Here is a 17,788-nt window from a genome sequence, read left to right on the forward strand (position 1 = left end):
TCATCACGCCGTGGTTATCGCACGCTTTTCGGTCCCAGTCGGTCCCGGGCGTATTCCTCTCGCCCGGGACCGGCCGGTCCTCGTTTCGGGACCCGCCCCACACCGCTCACCGTTCACCGTCGACCGGCGCCTGACGATCGGGGCCCGCCGGTTCCGGCCGGTCGACGCCGGTCCGCCGGCCGCCGAGGCAGCCCGGACCTGGCCGTTCCCACCCGCCCCGCCGTGTCGTTCCCGACCACCGCCCTGTGCCGTTCCCACCTGCCGCGCCAGGCCGTTCCCGGCCGCCACACCGCGCCGCGTCGTTCCCACCGACCGCCCGATGGCCGTCCCGGTGGGCCGTTGTACGGGCAGGCCGCCCCGGACAATCGCACAGCATTGTCGGAGCACCGACACCGACCCCGTGCCGGCGGGCATGTCCGCCCAATGACAGCCGGGCGGGGTGCGCTTTCACCACCACCCCCGCATACAGTGATGCCGACTACACAGGATTCTCTTCCGATTCGCGGGAATGGCGCTCGGACCCAATTCTGTGGTAGTGATCTACCGATAGTGATCAGACTCCGGTACCCGGCGGCGATCCTCACGCGAGGCACTCGACCCGCCACGGCAGGTGAGGGTGGGCTCGATGTCATCGGATGCCGGTGTGACGGCGAGGACCGTTCCGCTCGGCGCGGACGATCCCCGTGAACTCGGTTCGTACCAGTTGCTGAGCAAACTCGGCCAGGGCGGCATGGGCACGGTCTACCTGGGGAAGTCGCAGCAGGGCCGCCTTGTCGCGATCAAGGTGATCCGCGCCGACGTCGCCGGCGACGCCGAGTTCCGCGCCCGCTTCCGACTCGAGGCCGAGACCGCGCGCCGGGTCGCCCGGGTCTGCACCGCGGAGGTGCTCGACGCCGACCCGGACGCCCCTCAGCCCTACCTGGTCACCGAGTTCATCGAGGGCGAGACCCTCTCTCGTTTCGTCGCCCGCAACGGTCCGCTCGCCGACGCCAACCTCGAGCAGCTCGCCGTCGGCGTGGCCGCGGCGCTGACCGCCATCCACCGGGCCGGCATCGTGCACCGTGACCTCAAGCCGTCGAACGTCGTGCTCTCACCGTTCGGGCCGCGCGTCATCGACTTCGGCATCGCCCGCGCGCTGGACGCCGCCACGAACCTCACCGGTGACCTCCAGCAGCTCGGCACCCCCGCCTTCATGTCCCCGGAGCAGATCGAGGGCGGAGCTGTCACGCCGGCGGTCGACATCTGGGCGTGGGGTGGCGTGGTGACCTACGCCGCCACCGGGCGCTACCCGTTCGGGGACGGCAACGCGCAGGTGCTGCTCTACCGGGCGCTGCACGAGGAGCCGCGGCTCGACGGCGTCGACCCGGCGCTGCACCCCATCGTCTGGCATTCGATGCGCAAGAACCCGACCACCCGGCCGACCGCGCAGCAGCTCATGCTCCGCCTGCTCGGCGACTCCGGCGAGGACGCCGACGCCACGATCGACCCGCGCGAGGTCACCAACGTCCTGCAGGGCTGGAACCTGCCCGTGCCCGGCAGCGGCCAGGGGGACGACGGCCCGACGATGGCCACCGCGGCCGCGACCCAGGGCCCCGCCGGCTACAGCGGCACCGAGGCTCCCACCAGGCTCCCGACCGGCGTCGGCGGCCGATCGGGCGCCCAGGACGGCTTCCACCCCCAGGCAGGCGGCCCGACACCTCCCGCTCAGGGCGGCGACACTCCCGGCACGGGCGGCACGCCGGCCAAGAAGCGCCGCACGCCCGTCATCGTCGGCGCCGCGGCGGCGGTCGCGGCGGTGGTCGTCGCCGCGACCCTGGTCGCGACCAGCGGTGGCGACGACAGCGACGACAGCTCGGCCGTGGCCGGCGGGTCAGCCGCCGCCAGCGGCGGGGCCACGGCCGGGATTCCGCAGGCGGCCACCCCGCTCGGCCTCGACACGATGGTCTTCGCCAGCGACCAGAACGGCAACTACGACCTGTTCACCGGACGGGTTCCCGCGCAGGGTGAGCTCGCGGACACCAAGCCGATCACCACCTCGGCCGAGAACGACATGCTGCCCTCGATCAGCAAGGATCGTAAGACCGTCGTCTTCTTCCGCAAGGGCTCGCCCAACGCCCTCTACGCGGTGGCGGCGGACGGTTCGGGGTCCCCGGTGAAGCTGTTCACCAGCGGCCCCGCCGCGAAGCTGACGATCGCCGACGACGCCCGGCCGTCGCTGTCCCCGGACGGCAAGTTCCTCGTCGTGCGGTCGACGACCGACGAGTCCGGATTCCCGAACCCGGGCCTGTACGTGGTCGCGCTCGACGGATCCGGCCTGTTCCGCCTGGGCGCCAAGCCCCAGGCCACGGACCCGGCCTGGTCGCCGAGCGGTGAGCTCATCGCCTACTGGTCGTCCGAGACGGAGAGCGACCGCGGCTTCATCGTGACGATCCCGGCGAGGCCCAACTCCCAGCCGACGCCGATCACCAACGGCCAGGGCAACCGGGACGCCGACCCGACCTTCTCCCCGGACGGCAAGCGGATCGCGTTCAGCCGCGAGGTCGACGGTGACCTCGAGATCTACCAGATGAACACCGACGGCTCCGCGGTGGAGCGGGTGACCGCCGAACCGGGGCGGGACCAGGATCCGGCCTACTCGCCCGACGGATCGCTCCTGAGCTTCACCGGGGAGCGGGGCACACCGCTGCGCCGGATCTACCTCACCAACCCGGCGGACACGACCGCGGCGGACCGGCTGCTCACGAGCACCGCCGGTTTCCACGTGCGCTGGAGCTCCGGCTGACCGAGCACCGCCGGCTTCCACTCCCGCCGGGCGACCCGACCGGCAGCCCGGACCGCCACCTGACGACATAAAACCCGACACTCCGACCGGCCTGCTCGCCCTTTAATTTCCTTCTCGCCCTTTTAGCGCGGAATCCGCCGAGATCGACCCGAAACGGCGAGGAAGAAACCAAAAGGCGAGAGGCCAGCGTCGAACGAGGCCCCCGCTGTCCGGTATCTCCATCGGCGCGCCCTCACCGGTCGCGGCCGGTGAGGTGGCTCCGGACGGTCGAGGCGAGGTGGCCCGGATCGCGCAGGTCGCCCCAGGTGAACCACAGGGTGGTCATGCCCAGACCGGCCAGTCGCTCCGGTAGCCCGCTCCACTGGGCGGTCGGCGGCTCCCGAGCCGGCGGAACCGCGAGCTCGCAAGCCCGCCGTTCCGAGGCCGGCGAGGCACGCGAGGCCGGCGGAACCGCCACCTCGCAGGCCCGCGGCTCCGAAGCCGACGAGGACGCGAGCTCGTAGGTCTGCACCGCCAGCCCGGCCGACGGCCAGGCGAGATGCACCCGCTCGTCGGCCCGGTCGGTGGCCGCGCCGGGCGGCGCCCAGCGGACCGCCTCCGGTTCGAGGCCCGCCTCGGCCAGGGCGAGACGCACCCGCGACTCCAGCGGGGTGCCCGCGCGCCCGTCCACCAGGTTCCACAGCCGGGTGACGCCCGGTGGTCCCTCACCTGCGTCGTTGCGACGCAGCACCGCCTCCTTCAGGTCCACGAAGTCGGGCGAGGGACGCACCGCGCCGGCAGCCGCACCAGGGGCACCAGGAGCACCGCGAACACCGGGATCGTTCGGCCAGCCGCGGTGCAGGAGGGCGTCCAGGATCGGGACGGAGATCGCGCGGTCGAGGCGGAGGATGATGTCCTCCAGTGTGCGGCGGACGGTTGTCGCCTCGATGCCGGCGACGTCCGTCGTCTCGCCTGGCGGCAGCTCCATGCAGTGCCGCCGGCAGCCGCGCCGGCCGCGGAACGCGGCCCCGCCCGGGAAGGCGACGTCGACGGGCTCGGTCTCGCTCCGGGGCGGCAGGCCGGGAAGCCTGTGCAGCCGGGCCGCGGTCAGCAGGCAGACCGCCCCGCCGGCGGCGGCCAGCGCGGCCCGGGCGTGGGCACGCACCAGGTCGCGCACCGGGGGGACGACGAGGGTGCCGCGGATCGGGGTGTGCCAGCCGTGGGCCCGCCGGCGGGCGGCGATCGCCCCGTCGGACAGGCCGAGCCCACGGGCCTGGCTACGGGTGATCATGTCGTCCTGCCTCCGGGCCAGGGCGACGACTCGGTCGTGAGCGTCCGGCATGGGCCCGAGTCTGCGCCACCGCGCGGCGTGGCGGCCGGCTCCGGCCGCCGGTGTGGATGACCCGATTCCGCGTGAGCTTGTCCACCGATCGACCGACCGGCATCCCGGCCGGCACACCGGCACACCGGACGCCGAAACGCCCGAAGGGGCGGGCGGCGCCCTCGTCGAGGGTGCCGCACCGCCCCTTCGGGCGTGCTCCGTGCGTGGCCGCGCCGGCGGTGGGGCCTAGCGGACGGGGGCGGCCGGGCGGCGCTTGTTCGTCTTCGGGTCCATCCGCCGCACCAGGAGCGAGGTGACGAGAATGCAGACCGCGCCCACCGCGGCGGCACCGGCGATGTCGATCGCGAACTGGGTGGTGGTGAACTGGTACAGCGGGTCGGCCGGGAAGTCCGGATTGATCGGCGTGCCGAAACCGGAGATCCTGTTCAGGTCGATCACGGAGGCGAGGGCGGCGAAGCCCCACCGGGCGGGTGCGATCCAGCTGACCTGCTCGAGACCGACCGTTCCCTCAGCGGCGACCAGACCACCGGAGAAGACCAGCTGGGCCATGGTGATGAGCACCAGCAGCGGCATGGTCTTGTCCGCGTTGTCGACCAGCGACGAGATGACCAGGCCGAGCATGGCCGACGCGAGCGACAGCGCGATCACGGCGACCGCGGCCTCGAGGAAGGGGAACCCGAACAGGCCGTCGCCCATCTTGCGGCCGGCCAGGGCGATCGTCGTGAACACCAGGGCCTGCAGCGTGGTGACCAGGGTCAACACCACGACCTTGGAACCGATATAGGCCGTCCGGGATAGACCGATCGCCCGTTCTCGGCGATAGATCGGTCTCTCCTTGACGATTTCTCGCACCGAGTTCGACATGCCCATGAAACAGGCACACAGTGTTACGACAAGTAGCACTGTCGGTGCGTCTCGGTTCGGCCCGTCCGCCTGGGCCAGCATATCCCCTGGAATCGCCCGTGGAATGGCCCCGAGGAGGAACGGGAAAGCGATGATCAGTCGTAGGTACGACTTGTCGGAGGCGACGACCGCCATCATGCGTCGGCTCAGTGTGACGAGCTGGGAGAGAACCGACTGCTGCCGGATGGACGGCAGGTCCTCGGGCGCGGGCCGCGCCGACGGCGCGGTGATCGACGCCGGCACGTAGTACCGCGACTGACGGAACCGGGCGGCCGACTCGGCGCCCGGGGTCGCCTCCAGGTTGAGGAAGACGTCCGGGTAGTCCTTCGCGCCGAAGAAGGACAGCGCGTCGCCGGGCGGGCCGAAGTAGGCCACGTAACCGCCGGGCGCGAGGACCAGCACGTAGTCACAGAGGTCGAGCTGGGCGACGCTGTGCGTGACGACGACGACCGTACGGCCGTCGTCCGCCAGCTTGCGCAGCGACTCCATGACGTTCTTGTCCATGCCCGGGTCGAGACCGGAGGTCGGCTCGTCCAAGTAGAGCAGGGTCGGCCTGGTCAGCAGCTCCAGGGCGACCGACGTCCGCTTGCGCTGGCCACCGGAGAGCCGGGAGACCTGCGTGTTGGCGTGGCCGGTCAAACCCAGCTCGGCGAGGACCTCGTCGACCCGCTGCCGGCGCTCGGCCTTGGTCGTGTCCGGCGGGAACCGCAGCTCGGCGCCGAACTCGAGCGCCCGGCGGACGGTCAGCGAGGTGTGCAGCAGGTCCTCCTGCGGCACGTAGCCGATCCGGCGGCGCAGTTCGTCGTACTCGGAGTACATGTCCCGGCCGGCGTAGCGGACGTTGCCCTTGTCCGCCGGGCGGAACCCGGTCAGCGCGTTGAGCAGGGTCGACTTGCCCGCACCGGACGGGCCGACCACGCCGAGCAGCGCGCGCCCGGGAAGCTTGAAGGTCATGTCGTGCATGAGCTGCTTCTCGCCGGCCCAGACGTTGAGGGCGTCGGCCTCGAAGCTGACGTCACCGGAGTCGAGGTACTCGACGAGCAGCTCGCCCTCGAGCTGGAAGACGTGGTGGCCGATGGCGATCACGTCGCCCTGGCTCACGTTCGCCCGGCTGATCCGGCGCCCGTTGACGAAGACGCCGTTGGCCGAGTCGAGGTCGGCGATCTGCAGCCCGTTGCGGTTGATGTAGAGCTCGGCGTGCCGGCGCGAGGCCAACAGGTCGGTGATGACGATGTCGTTGTCGCGGGCCCGGCCCAGCGACATGGTGCCCTGCCGGAGCCGGTAGGTCGTCCGGCGCTCGTGCTCCTGCTCCAGGCTCGTCGAGCCGGAGGGCGTCTGCGCCGGGTCGTAGCCGCTGCCGCCGCGGCCGCCGCCACCCCCACCACCGGCTGCCGACCCGCTCTGCGGCGCCGCGCCGCGCCCGCCGCCCTGGCCCCGGGTCGGGGCGGTGGGCCGCGGGGGCTGGTAGCCGGTGGAACCGGGCAGCATCGTCTGCATGTCGTAGCCGGCCGGGTCGTACTCGGGCTCGTCGTCGTACCCGCCGCGCGCGGCGGGGAACTCGGGCATCACCACGACCTCGGGCCCGCTGGGGGTGCCGAGCCGGAAACGGACCTCGCCCTGGACGCTCACCGACTCGGGCATCCGCTGGCCGTCGACCCAGGTCCCGTTGGAGCTGATGTCGCGGACGGACCAGCCCGAACCGGTCTGCTCGACCAGCAGGTGCCGGCGGGAGACGCGACTGTCGGCGATAACGTAGTCCGCGGTCCGAGCGCGTCCGATGATGAACTGCTCACCTGCCGGCACAGTGGCGGCACCGGCCTCGGTGACGACTCTCAGATACGTCGTCTGCACGACTCTCCCCCTTCACGACGGGACGCAGGCCGGGATGCCCCGCCGAAATCCTCTTCTGCACATCGCCCGGATCGGTCTCCGGACGGGACGGGCAACGGTGCCACCACCGGTGGATCCTCACTACCTTGACCGATCTTGCGGGATGCCGCAGATCGTAGCGTCGAGTGTCGACCTTGATCCAGCCCGGGTGACGCGAGCGCCGTCGAACGGGCCGCTTCAGCCGTTTCTGGAGCCGACACCTCTAACCCTCCTCGCGTCGTTCGTTCACTTCCCGGTGCCTTTCATATCGCGTCAGCACCGGAGCTGTGACCGAGTGTGGCAAGTCCGGCACGAGCACCGGTGACGAGGACGGGATCGGTGCACCACCGACAATGCCCGTCCGGAAGACCCGTGAGCAGCTTCTGTCGCCGATCTGACCCGCTACCGTACGCGCTCGCGACCCACCTCGGACAGCCCCCCGCGGCGATCTCCACGGCGCCCGTGGACGCCACCGCGGGGGCATCGCGCCAGCCCCGCGACAGGGGGCCCGCGGCCGGACGGCCCGGCGGCCACGACCTCGCACCGGGACCCCCTGGCCAGCACTCGACGCGGCGATCCGCCCGAATTGCCCCGATCTTGTGGGTCACTGACCGCCAGCCGGCTCAGGCGCGGCCGGCAGGGTGACGTCCTTGGCCGTCGCGGTCAGCGAGAGACCCGTGGCGTCCGTCGACGCCGCGACGATGTTGAGGTCGAACGGCAGCCCGGCGATCGGGATGGGGATCGAGTCGAGCCGGAGACCGGCGGGGAGCGGGATGTTGGCGTTGATCCTGCCCTTCAGCGACAGCTCCGACGGCACGAGGGTGAGCGCGTTGTCCTGAACCTCGAAGGTGGTCACGCCACCGATCTCCTGCGATCCGAGAATCCCGGTGTCGATTCGGCTGGAGACCTCGACCCGGTCACCACCGTCCACCGGGTTGACCTGAACCGGCGGATCCTGCTTCGCGAGGTAGGTGTTCAGGTCGTCATAGCTGATCCGAACCGTCGCCCGGATGTCGTCCACGGGCACCTCGCCGACGTTGTCGGAGAGCGCGTCACCGAGCGGGACGTGAAGGCCTTTGAGATTCGCGTGGACCTGCGAGATACGCGGGCCGGGAGTTGGTATTCCCTCGATCGTGACGCCGATGTTCTTGAACTTTCCGAACAGCACCTGGGTGAGGAACGGGAAGCCGCCGATGGTGACGTTCTTGACCGTCGGCGGAGTCGCGCCGGGCTCCAGGCTGTCCGCGACGCTGACCTCGATCTGCTTGACCATCTGGTCCTTGGCGATCGCGACCGCCACCCGGTCGCCCACCACGAAGAGCACAAGGAGGACCACGACGACGATCGCGAGAATGCGCCCGCGGCGGCGGCGCCGAGCCGGCTTCGGGCCGGGCGCCGGGCCCGAACCACCCGGACCCCCCGGACCGCCGGGCAGACCTCCGCTGTCGGAGGCGGCCGGGTAGGCCTCCCCGTAACCACCGTTGCCGGGCACCGGGCGGACATGACCACCGCTGTCGGTGTAGGTCCCCGCGGGGGGCTGGCCGTACTGGCCGTACTGACCGGGCTGGCCGTACTGCGGGCCGGTCGCGCCGGGCCGTTGGGACTGGCCGGAGGCCGGCCCCGTCCACAGGTCACCCGGCCCGACGGGTGCCGTCGGAGCGGGCACCGCCGCGCCCGGAGGCACGGCGCCGTACCGGATCGCGTCGATGGCCCCGCCGAGCGTCGGCTCCGTCATCGGGGGCACGTGATCGTGCTCCGGCTGCTCGTCGGCCGGGCGCACCGGACGGCCGGGACGGAACGCGTCCGCGGGTGGCGGCGGACCGGACGGGCGGAACGCGTCCGCGGGCGGCGGCGGGGCCGCCGGGGCTCCCGGCCGGGAACGACGCCGCACGTCCTGGGTCGGCCGGGTACCGGCCTCGCCCCCGCCGGATCCCCCGGGGGGCATGACATTGGTGGCGTCCGCGGGCTCCTGCCCGTCCCCGCCGCGCCCGTGGTTCACCGGAACATCTCCCGCTCCGCGCCACGTCGGGGCCTCCGGCGTGGCGCCGCCGTGTCACAGTCGGTCATGTCGAGTCGTCCACCGCCCCGATCAACGATCGGCGTGGCCCGGCCGGCGGCACGACGACGGCCCGAGCGCTCGACACGAGCCTCCGACCGGCCGGGCCGCCGTCCGAACCGTCGGCCCATCAAAAGATGGTCGCACGTGGGGCGGGCGGACAGCGGTGTCGGGTCCGATCACCTGTGTTGTGTACGTGTCGGATTACCGACCCCGACATTCGTCGGTGACTCGCTGTTCCATGGCCCGCGACGCGGCCCACGGCGAAGTAACCCGTTCCATCCGTTTTCCGCGTGTTGTCCGCCCGGAAGTCCGCGGCGGCGGAGTCCGTCGGGGGCGAGTCCGCCGGCAGCATCGCGGGGTCACACCTCCAGCGGCAGCTGCGGGGCGCCGCGGCGGCGCCGCGGTGGGGCGGCGAGCCGGAACGCCGTTCCGCCCGGCGCCGCGAACGCGTGCCAGAAGTGATCGGCGACGGCCTCCGGCAGCAGCGGCCCGGACGGTCCGACCCGGCCGTCGAGCACCACCGTGCGCAGGCGGACGCCCTGGGCGACCAGCCCGGGAGCCATCGCCTCGCCCATCGCCGCCAGGCCGGCCTTGCCCACCGCGAGCGCGAAGCGACCCGCCGCCGGCTCGCTGCGGGTGCCCGCGACCGTCAGCAGGACGGTGGCGCCCGGCCGCTCCACCAGCAGGGGCACCGCCGCCTGGACGGCGGTCAGCGCCCCGGTCACGTTCACCGCGAGTGTCTGGTTCATCGAGTCCGCCCGCACCGAGAACGCCGTGCCACGAATGCTGAGCTTGGCGTTGTAGACCAGCACGGTCAGCCCGCCGATCGCGGCGGCGAGCCGCTGCGTCGCCGCCCCGAAGGCCGCCTGGTCGGTGACGTCGGCGACCGCGCCGGTGACGTCGTGGCCGTCCGCGGCGAGCTCGGCGGTGATCCGGGCGACCGTGTCGGACGAGCGCGAGAGCACGCCGAGCGCGAACCCCTCCTCGGCGAACCGGCGCAGCAGCGCGGCACCGAAGGCGGCACCCGGCCCCACCACGATCAGCCCACGGGTCGGCGGCGCCGGCTCCCGGCCGTTGGCCGTGCCGTTGTCCATGGTGCCCATCCTGACGCGCGATGTCCGTCCCGTGTCGCGATGCGACCGGTTCGGCCAGGTCGCGCCAGAATCATGGCCCCCGACGGCCCCGGCTGACCAGCGCCACCCTCAACGCGGGTTGGACGACGTCCGACGGGCGCGGCCGCCGGCGCTGAGGCGGCCGGCGCCGAATCGGCCGACGCCGGCGCGGCCGGTGCCGGTGCGACGCCGACGGCGGTGCGACAGCAGCGGACGGCGCGGGCGCTTCGGCCGGCCGCCACGGCGCTCGACCGGCCGGGTGCCGGTGGCCGCCCGGCCGAGGCCGGACGTCGGGCGGGTGACGGCGGTGCTCCCACCGGCCGTGGTCCCGCCGACAGCGCGGGCGGCGACCGCGTTCGCGGCTCGCAGGGGCGCCGCCCGGTGATAGACGACCGCGAGCACGGCCGTGACCAACAGGAGGGGAATCGAGATCAGCACCAGGGCGACGATGACGGCGGCGAATGTCTGCACCCCGAACCAATACCCGCCGTGTCCACAACGTCACACCGAGCCCCGCTATCCCCCGCGGCGTTACTCGGACAGTGGCGGCACGAGGACACCCGGGTTGAGGATGCCCGCCGGATCCAGCGCGGTCTTCACCGCGCGCAGGACCGCGACGCCCACCTCCCCGACCTCCGCGGACATCCAGGGACGGTGGTCCGTGCCGACCGCGTGATGATGGGTGATCGTGCCGCCGTTGGCCATGATCGCGTCTCCGGCGGCGCGCTTCGCCCGGTCCCAGCGGGAGATCGGGTCCGGGCCCTCGGCGCAGACAACCGTGAAGTAGAGCGACGCCCCCGCCGGATAGACGTGCGAGACGTGGCAGAGCACGACGGCCGGCGACCCGTCGGACTCGATCGCGCCCGTCACCGCCGCCCGGACCGCGGCGTACAGCGTCGGGATCGCCGCCCAGTAGGCGGCGGTCTCCAGGGTCTCGGCGAAGATTCCCTCGTCGAGGAGGGCGTCGCGCAGGTAGGGGGCGTGGAAGCGACCGGCGGCCCAGCCCTGTCCCACGTCCTCGCCGAGCGGGTGGGCGCCGGCACCCAGCAGCACCGCGCGGACCTCCGCGGCGCGCCCGGTCACCTCGTCCTCATTCCCCTCGTACCCGCCGACCAGGTAGCACCCGCCCGCGGAGCCGTCGACGCCGCCGGAACCGCCGCCGGCAGCGGCACCAGCAGCGACACCGGCGGTGGTGTCGGTGCCCGCGGTGGTGTCGGTGCCCGCGGTGACGGCGTTGGCGAGGCCGGCGGCCGTCTCCAGCTCGTCGGACAGGCGCAGGACGGTGGGCAGCAGGTCCCGCTGGGCCAGCTCCCGCAGCAGGTCCAGGCCGGTGGCCAGGTCGGTGACCCGCCAGCCCTCGTACCGCCGCCGCGCCGGAGCCGGCCGCACCCGCGCGGTGACCTCGGTGATCACCCCGAACGCGCCTTCGGAGCCCAGCGCGAGCTGGCGCAGGTCGGGGCCGGCCGCCGACGCCGGCCCGCGCCCCGGCTGCCAGGTCCCCACCGGGGTGGCCAGCCGCAGCCCGGTGACGAGCTGGTCGAACCGCCCGTAGCCGGCCGAGGCCTGACCGCTCGACCGGGTCGCCGCGAACCCGCCGATCGTGGCGTACTCCCACGACTGCGGGACATGCCCGAGGGTCAGGCCGTGCTCGGCGAGCAGTGCCTCCGCGGCGGGCCCGCGCAGGCCGGCGCCCAGCACCGCCGTCCCGGAAAGCTGGTCGACGCGCAGGAGGCGGTCGAGCCGGTGCAGGTCGAGCGCGATGACGCCAGGCCGGCGGGGTGTGCCGTCGGGCGCCTGACCCGACGGGAGGCGGGGGGTGAGGCCGCCGACGACCGAGGTGCCACCGCCGAACGGGACGACGACCACCCGGTGGCGGGAACAGATCCCCAGCACCGCGAGGACCTGATCATGATCGAGTGGCGCGACGACGGCGTCGGGCGCGTCGGAGGCGTCCCCGGACCGCAGCCGCAGCAGGTCGACGGTGGAGCGGCCCCGGCAGTGCCGGATCCGTGCCTCGCGGTCGTCCCGGACCTGGGCGGCGCCGACGACGGCCCGCAGCTCGTCCAGCACCTGCCCCGGCAGGCGGACCGGCGGGAGGGTGATGTCGGCGAGCGCGACCGGCGGGCTGGGGCGGGTGGGAATGCCCAGCAGGGCGAGCAGGTCGTGGACGGCGGCCGGCAGCGGGTGGTGCTCGGCCGCCGCGCCCCACCCCCACCAGACCGGATCGACGGACGCGTCCGGGGCGGCACCGCCGGAAGGCGAGGTCGGGGGCGGGGTCGGGGTCGTGGCCTGCGTGGTCATCGCCGTCACCTCATTCGTTCCACGGTGTCTGCGCGGTGTCTGCGCGGTATTGTCGATACGCTGTGACAACTCAAGTAACAGTGTCACACGACCAGCGGCGTCACACGACCAGCGGCGTCACACGACCAGCGGCGTCACACGACCAGCGGCGTCACACGACCAGCGGCGTCACACGACCAGCGGCGTCACACGATCCGGGAGGGAGGCGACCGGTGACCGGGCCGACAGCACCCCGCACCCTGCCGGCACCCGCCCCCGCGGCGGGCCGGCGCGGCGAGAGCTCCGACTCGGCCGTCCTGGACGCCGCCGCCGCGTCGCTGCTCAGCGTCGGCGTGCGCCGGACGACCGCCACCGACGTGGCCCGGCGCGCCGGCATCAGCCGGATGACGCTGTACCGACGCTGGCCCGACCTGCGCGCTCTCGTGGGCGACGTGATGACGCGCGAGTGGGGCCGGATCGTCACGGCCGCGGCGCGAGCGGCCGAGCCGTCCCTGGCCGCCGGCACGCGGGCCGGCCTGGTGCGCTACCTGGTCGCCGCGGCGCGGGCCTTCCGCGCGAACCCGCTGTTCCGCAAGATCACCGAAACGGACCCGGAGCTGCTGGTCCCCTACGTCCTGGAGCGCCTCGGCGCGACCCAGCGGCTCGTCCTGGAGCTGCTGTGCGAGCAGCTGCGCGCGGCGCAGGCGGGCGGCGCCGTCCGGGCGGGCGACCCGGCGGCCCAGGCACGGATGGTGCTGCTCATCGTGCAGTCATACGTTCTCTCCGCGGGTGCGCTGGGCGACGAGATCACCGAGGAGGCACTGGCGCGTGAGCTTCACCTGACCCTGGACGGCTACCTGGCCCCGCGCGCCGGCGAAGCAGCCGAGACAGCCGAGGCCGCGGTTGACGAGATCCGGCCGATCGAGCACCCGGGAGCGCCGTCATGAGCACACCGTTCGACCGCTCGTCGCTCACCGCCGACCGCCGCGCCCGCGAGCTCGCCGAGCTCGCGGGCGGCGAGGCCGTCGATCTCCTCGTCGTCGGCGGCGGCGTCACCGGCGCCGGGGTGGCGCTCGACGCAGCCTCGCGCGGGCTGTCCGTCGCCCTCGTCGAGGCGTACGATCTGGCCTTCGGCACCAGCCGCTGGAGCTCGAAGCTCGTCCACGGCGGGCTGCGCTACCTCGCCTCCGGTGACCTCGGGCTGGCGCGGGAGAGCGCGCTGGAGCGCGAGATCCTGATGCGCCGCACCGCACCACACCTGGTGCACCCGCTGCCGATCGTGCTGCCGCTCACCGAGGACGTCCCCGCCGGCTCGGCGCTGCTGGCCCGGGCCGGGATGGGCCTGGCGGACCTGCTGCGGCGAGGCGCCCGAACGCCGAGCACGGTGCTGCCGCCACCGCGGCGGATGTCGGCGGTCGAGACGCTCGGGATGGTCCCCGGGCTGCGCGAGGCCGGGCTGCGCGGCGGCCTGCTCCACTGGGACGGCCAGCTCGTCGACGACGCCCGCCTGGTCGTGACGATCGCCCGGACGGCGGCCGCGTTCGGCGCCCGGGTGCTGACCCGGGTCCGCGTGCTGTCGGTGGGGAGCTCGGGGTACGGCCCGGCGCGCGCGGCGGGGCACGGTGGCCTGCCGCCGGAGCCGGCCCGCGTCGAGGTGGTCGACACCCTGACGGGCACCCGGTGCACGCTGCGGGCCCGCACCGTGGTGAACGCGACCGGCGTCTGGGCGCCCGCGCTCGCGCCGCAGGTGCGGCTGCGCCCCAGCCGCGGCACCCACCTGGTGCTGCCCGCGGCGGCGTTCGGCGGCACGCCGACGGCGCTGTCGGTGCCGATCCCCGGCGAGCGCAACCGGTACGCCCTCGTCCTGCCGCAGGGCGACGGGCGGGTGTACGTGGGCCTGACCGACATCCCGACGGACGAGGTCACGGACGTTCCGACGCCGGATCCCCAGGAGATCACCCAGCTGCTGAATGTCGTGTCGAGCGTGCTGGCCACCCCGGTCGACCGCGCGGACCTGCTGGGGGCGTTCGCCGGGTTGCGCCCGCTGCTGGACGGCCCGAGCGGGCGCACCGCGGACCTGTCCCGGCGGCACGCCGTCCACGTCGGGCCCGACGGTGTGATCACCGTGGTGGGCGGCAAGCTGACCACCTACCGGCGGATGGCGGCGGACGCGGTGGACGCCGCCGTCGCCCAGGCCAACCTGGACGCCGGGCCCTGCCGGACCGACCGGCTCCCCCTCGTCGGGGCGGCCTCGCGCCGGGTCCTCGCCGCCGTGCCGGCGCCGCGCCGGCTGGTGGCCCGCTACGGGACCCAGGCCCCGGCGGTGCTGGCCCTGGCCGAGCACGATCCGGGGCTGCTCACGCCGATCGCCGACGGGGTCGCGGTCACCCGCGCCGAGCTGATGTTCGCCGTGCGCCACGAGGGAGCGCTTGACGCCGACGACCTGCTCGACCGGCGGACCCGCGTCGGGCTGGTCCCCGCCGACCGCGCGGCGGCGCTCGACGCGGCCCGCGAAGTGCTGGCGGCCTGTGCCGTCCCCGCCGGCTCGCCGATCGACTGAGCCGTCAGGCCGTCAGGCCGTCAGGCCGTCAGGCCGTCAGGCCGTCAGGCCGTCAGGCCGTCAGGCCGTCAGGCCGTCAGGCCNGCCGTCAGGCCGTCAGGCCGTCAGGCCGTCAGGCCGTCAGGCCGTCAGGCCGTCAGGCCGTCAGGCCGTCAGGCCGTCAGGCCAGGGAGTCGACGGTCAGCGCGGCGACCCGCTCGAGATGGGCGGGCGGGTCACCGAACGCCCCGTACAGCCGGCGGGCCCGCTTGTAGAAGAAGTGCGCCTCGTGTTCCCAGGTGTAACCGATGCCGCCGTGGTACTGGATCATCGCCGCGGTCGCGTCGCGGGCCGCCTGGCTGGCCTTCGCCTTGGCGACGGCGACCGCGAGCTCCAGGTCGTCGAGGCCGGCGTCGAGCGCGTGCGCGGCGTACATCACGGCGTGCTCGGCCATCGTGACCGCGACGTGCAGGTCCGCGAGCTGGTGCTTGAGCGCCTGGAACGAGCCGACCGGCCGGCCGAACTGGATGCGCTCCCGGTCGTAGCGGACCGTCCTGGTCAGCGCCTCGCGGGCGACCCCGGCCTGGTCCGCCGCCGTGAGCAGCGCGCCGCGCCGGACGAGGTCGGCGAGCGCCGCCACCGACGAACCGGGCAGCCGCCGGGCCCGTGCCCCGGCCAGTTCCAGGGCGGCGAGCCGGGTGGTCCCGTCGGGACCGGCCAGCGGGCGGACGGTGACACCGGCCGCGGCGGGGTCGAGCAGGTACAGGCCCACACCGCCCCCGGCGGGATCCGCACCGGCGGGGCCGGGCTCGGCCGCCGCGACGACGACGAGGTTGGCGACCCCGGGATACTCGACGGGCGACGCCGTCCCGGACAGCTCATCGCCGCGGGCGGTGACCGCGACGCCGGAGGCGTCCCAGGCGCCGCCGGCTCCCCGCAGGGCCACCGTCGCCACGAGATCACCGTCGGCGAGGCGCGGCAACAGTTCGGCCCGCTGCGCGTCCGACCCGGCGAGCCGGACCGCCTCTCCCGCCAGCACCGTCGGCAGCCACGGCCCCGGGACGGCCCCCGCGCCGAGCTCGCGGGCGACCACCTGGGCGTCCAGCAGCCCGAGGCCGAGTCCGTCGAACTCCTCGGGGACGCACACCGCCAGCCAGCCCTGCTCCCCCACCGACTTCCACAGCTCCGGCGGGTGCCCGTCGCCGGCGGTGTCCTCGAACACCGCCCGCACCGCCGTGAGGTCGAAACGGTCGGAGAGGAAGGCCCGGACGGTCTCGCCCAGGGCCCGCTGCTCGTCAGTCAGCGCAAAGAACACTTCGGTGGTCCCTTCCGGACTCGGCGCGGCTCAACACCGCTCGGCACCGCTCGCTCGGCACCGCTCGCACGGCGTCGCTCGCACGGCACGGCGTACCGCGGCTCAGCGCGGCAGGCCGAGCACCCGCTCGGCGACGATGTTGCGTTGCACCTGCGACGAACCGCCCCAGATGGTGACCGACCTGGACCAGAACCCCTCCGACTGCAGAGCGGAGAGGTCGAGGCCCGCGACGGGCGTGCTGACCGCGGCGTCGGCGCCCAGCAGGTCGTCGAAGGTCTCGAACAGGTCCTGGTAGGTCTCGGACCACTGCAACTTGGTCATCGACGACTCGGCGCCCAGGTCGGCGCCCCGCTCCACCTGGGTGAGCACGTGCATGGCGTGGTAGCGCAGGCACTCGAGCTCGGCCAGCCGGCGGCCGAGCTCCTGGCGCAGCACCGGGTCGGTGTCGCGCCCCAGCGCCCGGGCCGCCCGGACGATCTCGTCGTAGGTCTGCCGGAAGGCGGTGTACTGCGAGATGCCCGACGCGCCGCGCTCGAAGGAGAGCAACAGCATCGCCGTTGCCCAGCCGTTGCCCAGGCCGCCGAGGCACTCACGGGCGGGCACCCGGGCGTCGGTGAAGAACACCTCGCCGAACTCGGTCGCCCCGCTCATCTGCCGCAGCGGCCGCACCTCGACGCCGGCCTGGTGCATGTCGAGCAGCAGCATCGACAGGCCGCGGTGGCGCTGGCTGCCCGGCTCGGTGCGGACCATGGTGAAGATCCGGTCGCCGTGGCTGGCGTTGGTCGTCCAGACCTTCTGGCCGTTGACGACGATGTCGTCGCCGTCGGCCACGCCGGACGTCCGTAGCGCGGCCAGGTCGGAGCCCGCGTCCGGCTCGGAGAAACCCTGGCACCAGATCACGTCGCAGCGCAGCAGCGGACGGATGACCTCGCGTTTCTGCTCGTCCGTGCCGACCGCCATGATCGTCGGCGCGAGGAAGGCGAGGCCGAGCGGGTTGACGGTGGCGGGCGCGCGGACGAGCGCCAGCTCCTCGTCGTAGATCGCCTTCATGCCGGGGGTGCCGCCGCGCCCGCCGTACTCGGTGGGCCAGTCGATGCCGGCGAAGCCCGCGTCGAACTTGCGGCGCTCCCACTCCCGGCGCAGCCCGAAGGCCTCGTCGTCGGGGACGCCAGCCCAGAAGCCCGGCTCCCGCCACGCCGCGGGAACGCTCTCGGCGAGCCAGCTCCGCAGGTCCGCGCGGAACGCCTCCTCCGCGGCGCTGAAGGTCAGGTCCATCTGATCACCACTCCGGGCCAGGTCGTGGATCGGGCGGCCCCCTGGTCGGGCACCCCCGCCCGACGGTGTGCGACGGCAGCAGATCGATTCGCCCGACCAGCATGCCCCATCCGGGCCCCGGCAGGCGGCGCCGGGCTCAAACAGGGGCCCGGGATCAGCCGGCGCGACGACCGCCACTGCCCAGACCGGACCCGGCGGCGGCGGCGCTGGGCATCATGGAGGCCATCCGCGCCCCCGTGCGCCCGATCGACACCCACCGTTCACCTCAGCGTGAGCGGCGCGCAGCAACTGCCGGCACGATGGAACGGAGCCGTCCGCACCGCGGGACGGCGA

Annotated in this window: 11 protein-coding genes; 3 read left to right on the forward strand and 8 right to left on the reverse strand. The window is 73.8% G+C overall.

The window, feature by feature from the left end; translation table 11 throughout:
* The first annotated feature begins 625 nt into the window (after positions 1 to 625).
* Positions 626 to 2,782 carry a protein kinase domain-containing protein gene (locus B056_RS0109330; RefSeq protein WP_035750960.1) on the forward strand — a complete coding sequence of 719 codons (2,157 nt, stop codon included), beginning with the start codon at positions 626 to 628 and terminating at the stop codon, positions 2,780 to 2,782.
* Positions 2,783 to 3,014: 232 nt separating this feature from the next.
* Here B056_RS0109330 and B056_RS0109335 read toward each other — a convergent pair whose 3' ends face one another.
* From B056_RS0109335 to B056_RS0109370, 6 genes are all read right to left on the reverse strand, one after another.
* Complete coding sequence (locus tag B056_RS0109335; protein WP_018501602.1) at positions 3,015 to 4,103, reverse strand: hypothetical protein; 1,089 nt, start codon at positions 4,101 to 4,103, stop codon at positions 3,015 to 3,017.
* Positions 4,104 to 4,328: 225 nt separating this feature from the next.
* Positions 4,329 to 6,857 (reverse strand): FHA domain-containing protein, encoded by a 2,529-nt coding sequence (locus tag B056_RS0109345; RefSeq protein ID WP_018501604.1) that lies wholly within the window; start codon positions 6,855 to 6,857, stop codon positions 4,329 to 4,331.
* 622 nt (positions 6,858 to 7,479) lie between these two features.
* Entirely contained in the window at positions 7,480 to 8,874 is a 1,395-nt protein-coding gene (locus B056_RS0109355; protein WP_018501605.1) for an LmeA family phospholipid-binding protein, read from the reverse strand.
* 419 nt (positions 8,875 to 9,293) lie between these two features.
* Positions 9,294 to 10,028 carry an SDR family NAD(P)-dependent oxidoreductase gene (locus B056_RS0109360; RefSeq protein ID WP_020572412.1) on the reverse strand — a complete coding sequence of 245 codons (735 nt, stop codon included), beginning with the start codon at positions 10,026 to 10,028 and terminating at the stop codon, positions 9,294 to 9,296.
* 108 nt (positions 10,029 to 10,136) lie between these two features.
* Complete coding sequence (locus B056_RS0109365; RefSeq protein ID WP_018501607.1) at positions 10,137 to 10,517, reverse strand: hypothetical protein; 381 nt, start codon at positions 10,515 to 10,517, stop codon at positions 10,137 to 10,139.
* Between the two features lie 60 nt (positions 10,518 to 10,577).
* Positions 10,578 to 12,347, reverse strand: a complete 1,770-nt coding sequence (locus B056_RS0109370) for an FAD-binding oxidoreductase (protein ID WP_018501608.1) — start codon at positions 12,345 to 12,347, stop codon at positions 10,578 to 10,580.
* Between the two features lie 212 nt (positions 12,348 to 12,559).
* Here B056_RS0109370 and B056_RS0109375 point away from each other — a divergent pair, with 212 nt between their 5' ends.
* Positions 12,560 to 13,273, forward strand: coding sequence for a TetR/AcrR family transcriptional regulator (locus tag B056_RS0109375; RefSeq protein WP_018501609.1), 714 nt, complete (start codon positions 12,560 to 12,562; stop codon positions 13,271 to 13,273).
* Positions 13,270 to 14,886 carry a glycerol-3-phosphate dehydrogenase/oxidase gene (locus tag B056_RS0109380; protein WP_018501610.1) on the forward strand — a complete coding sequence of 539 codons (1,617 nt, stop codon included), beginning with the start codon at positions 13,270 to 13,272 and terminating at the stop codon, positions 14,884 to 14,886. Before B056_RS0109375 ends, B056_RS0109380 begins: the two co-directional genes overlap by 4 nt.
* A gap of 160 nt (positions 14,887 to 15,046) precedes the next feature.
* On the opposite strand, the gene B056_RS0109385 is transcribed toward B056_RS0109380, so the two are convergent.
* Together B056_RS0109385 and B056_RS0109390 are read right to left on the reverse strand one after the other, a co-directional pair.
* The gene (locus B056_RS0109385; protein WP_018501611.1) at positions 15,047 to 16,180 is read right to left on the reverse strand and encodes an acyl-CoA dehydrogenase family protein; all 1,134 of its coding nucleotides are present in this window, start codon (positions 16,178 to 16,180) and stop codon (positions 15,047 to 15,049) included.
* A 102-nt stretch (positions 16,181 to 16,282) separates the two neighbouring features.
* Positions 16,283 to 17,455 carry an acyl-CoA dehydrogenase family protein gene (locus B056_RS0109390; RefSeq protein ID WP_018501612.1) on the reverse strand — a complete coding sequence of 391 codons (1,173 nt, stop codon included), beginning with the start codon at positions 17,453 to 17,455 and terminating at the stop codon, positions 16,283 to 16,285.
* Between the last annotated feature and the right edge of the window lie 333 nt (positions 17,456 to 17,788).

The organism is Parafrankia discariae (genome assembly GCF_000373365.1).
Taxonomy (GTDB): Bacteria; Actinomycetota; Actinomycetes; order Frankiales; family Frankiaceae; genus Parafrankia; species Parafrankia discariae.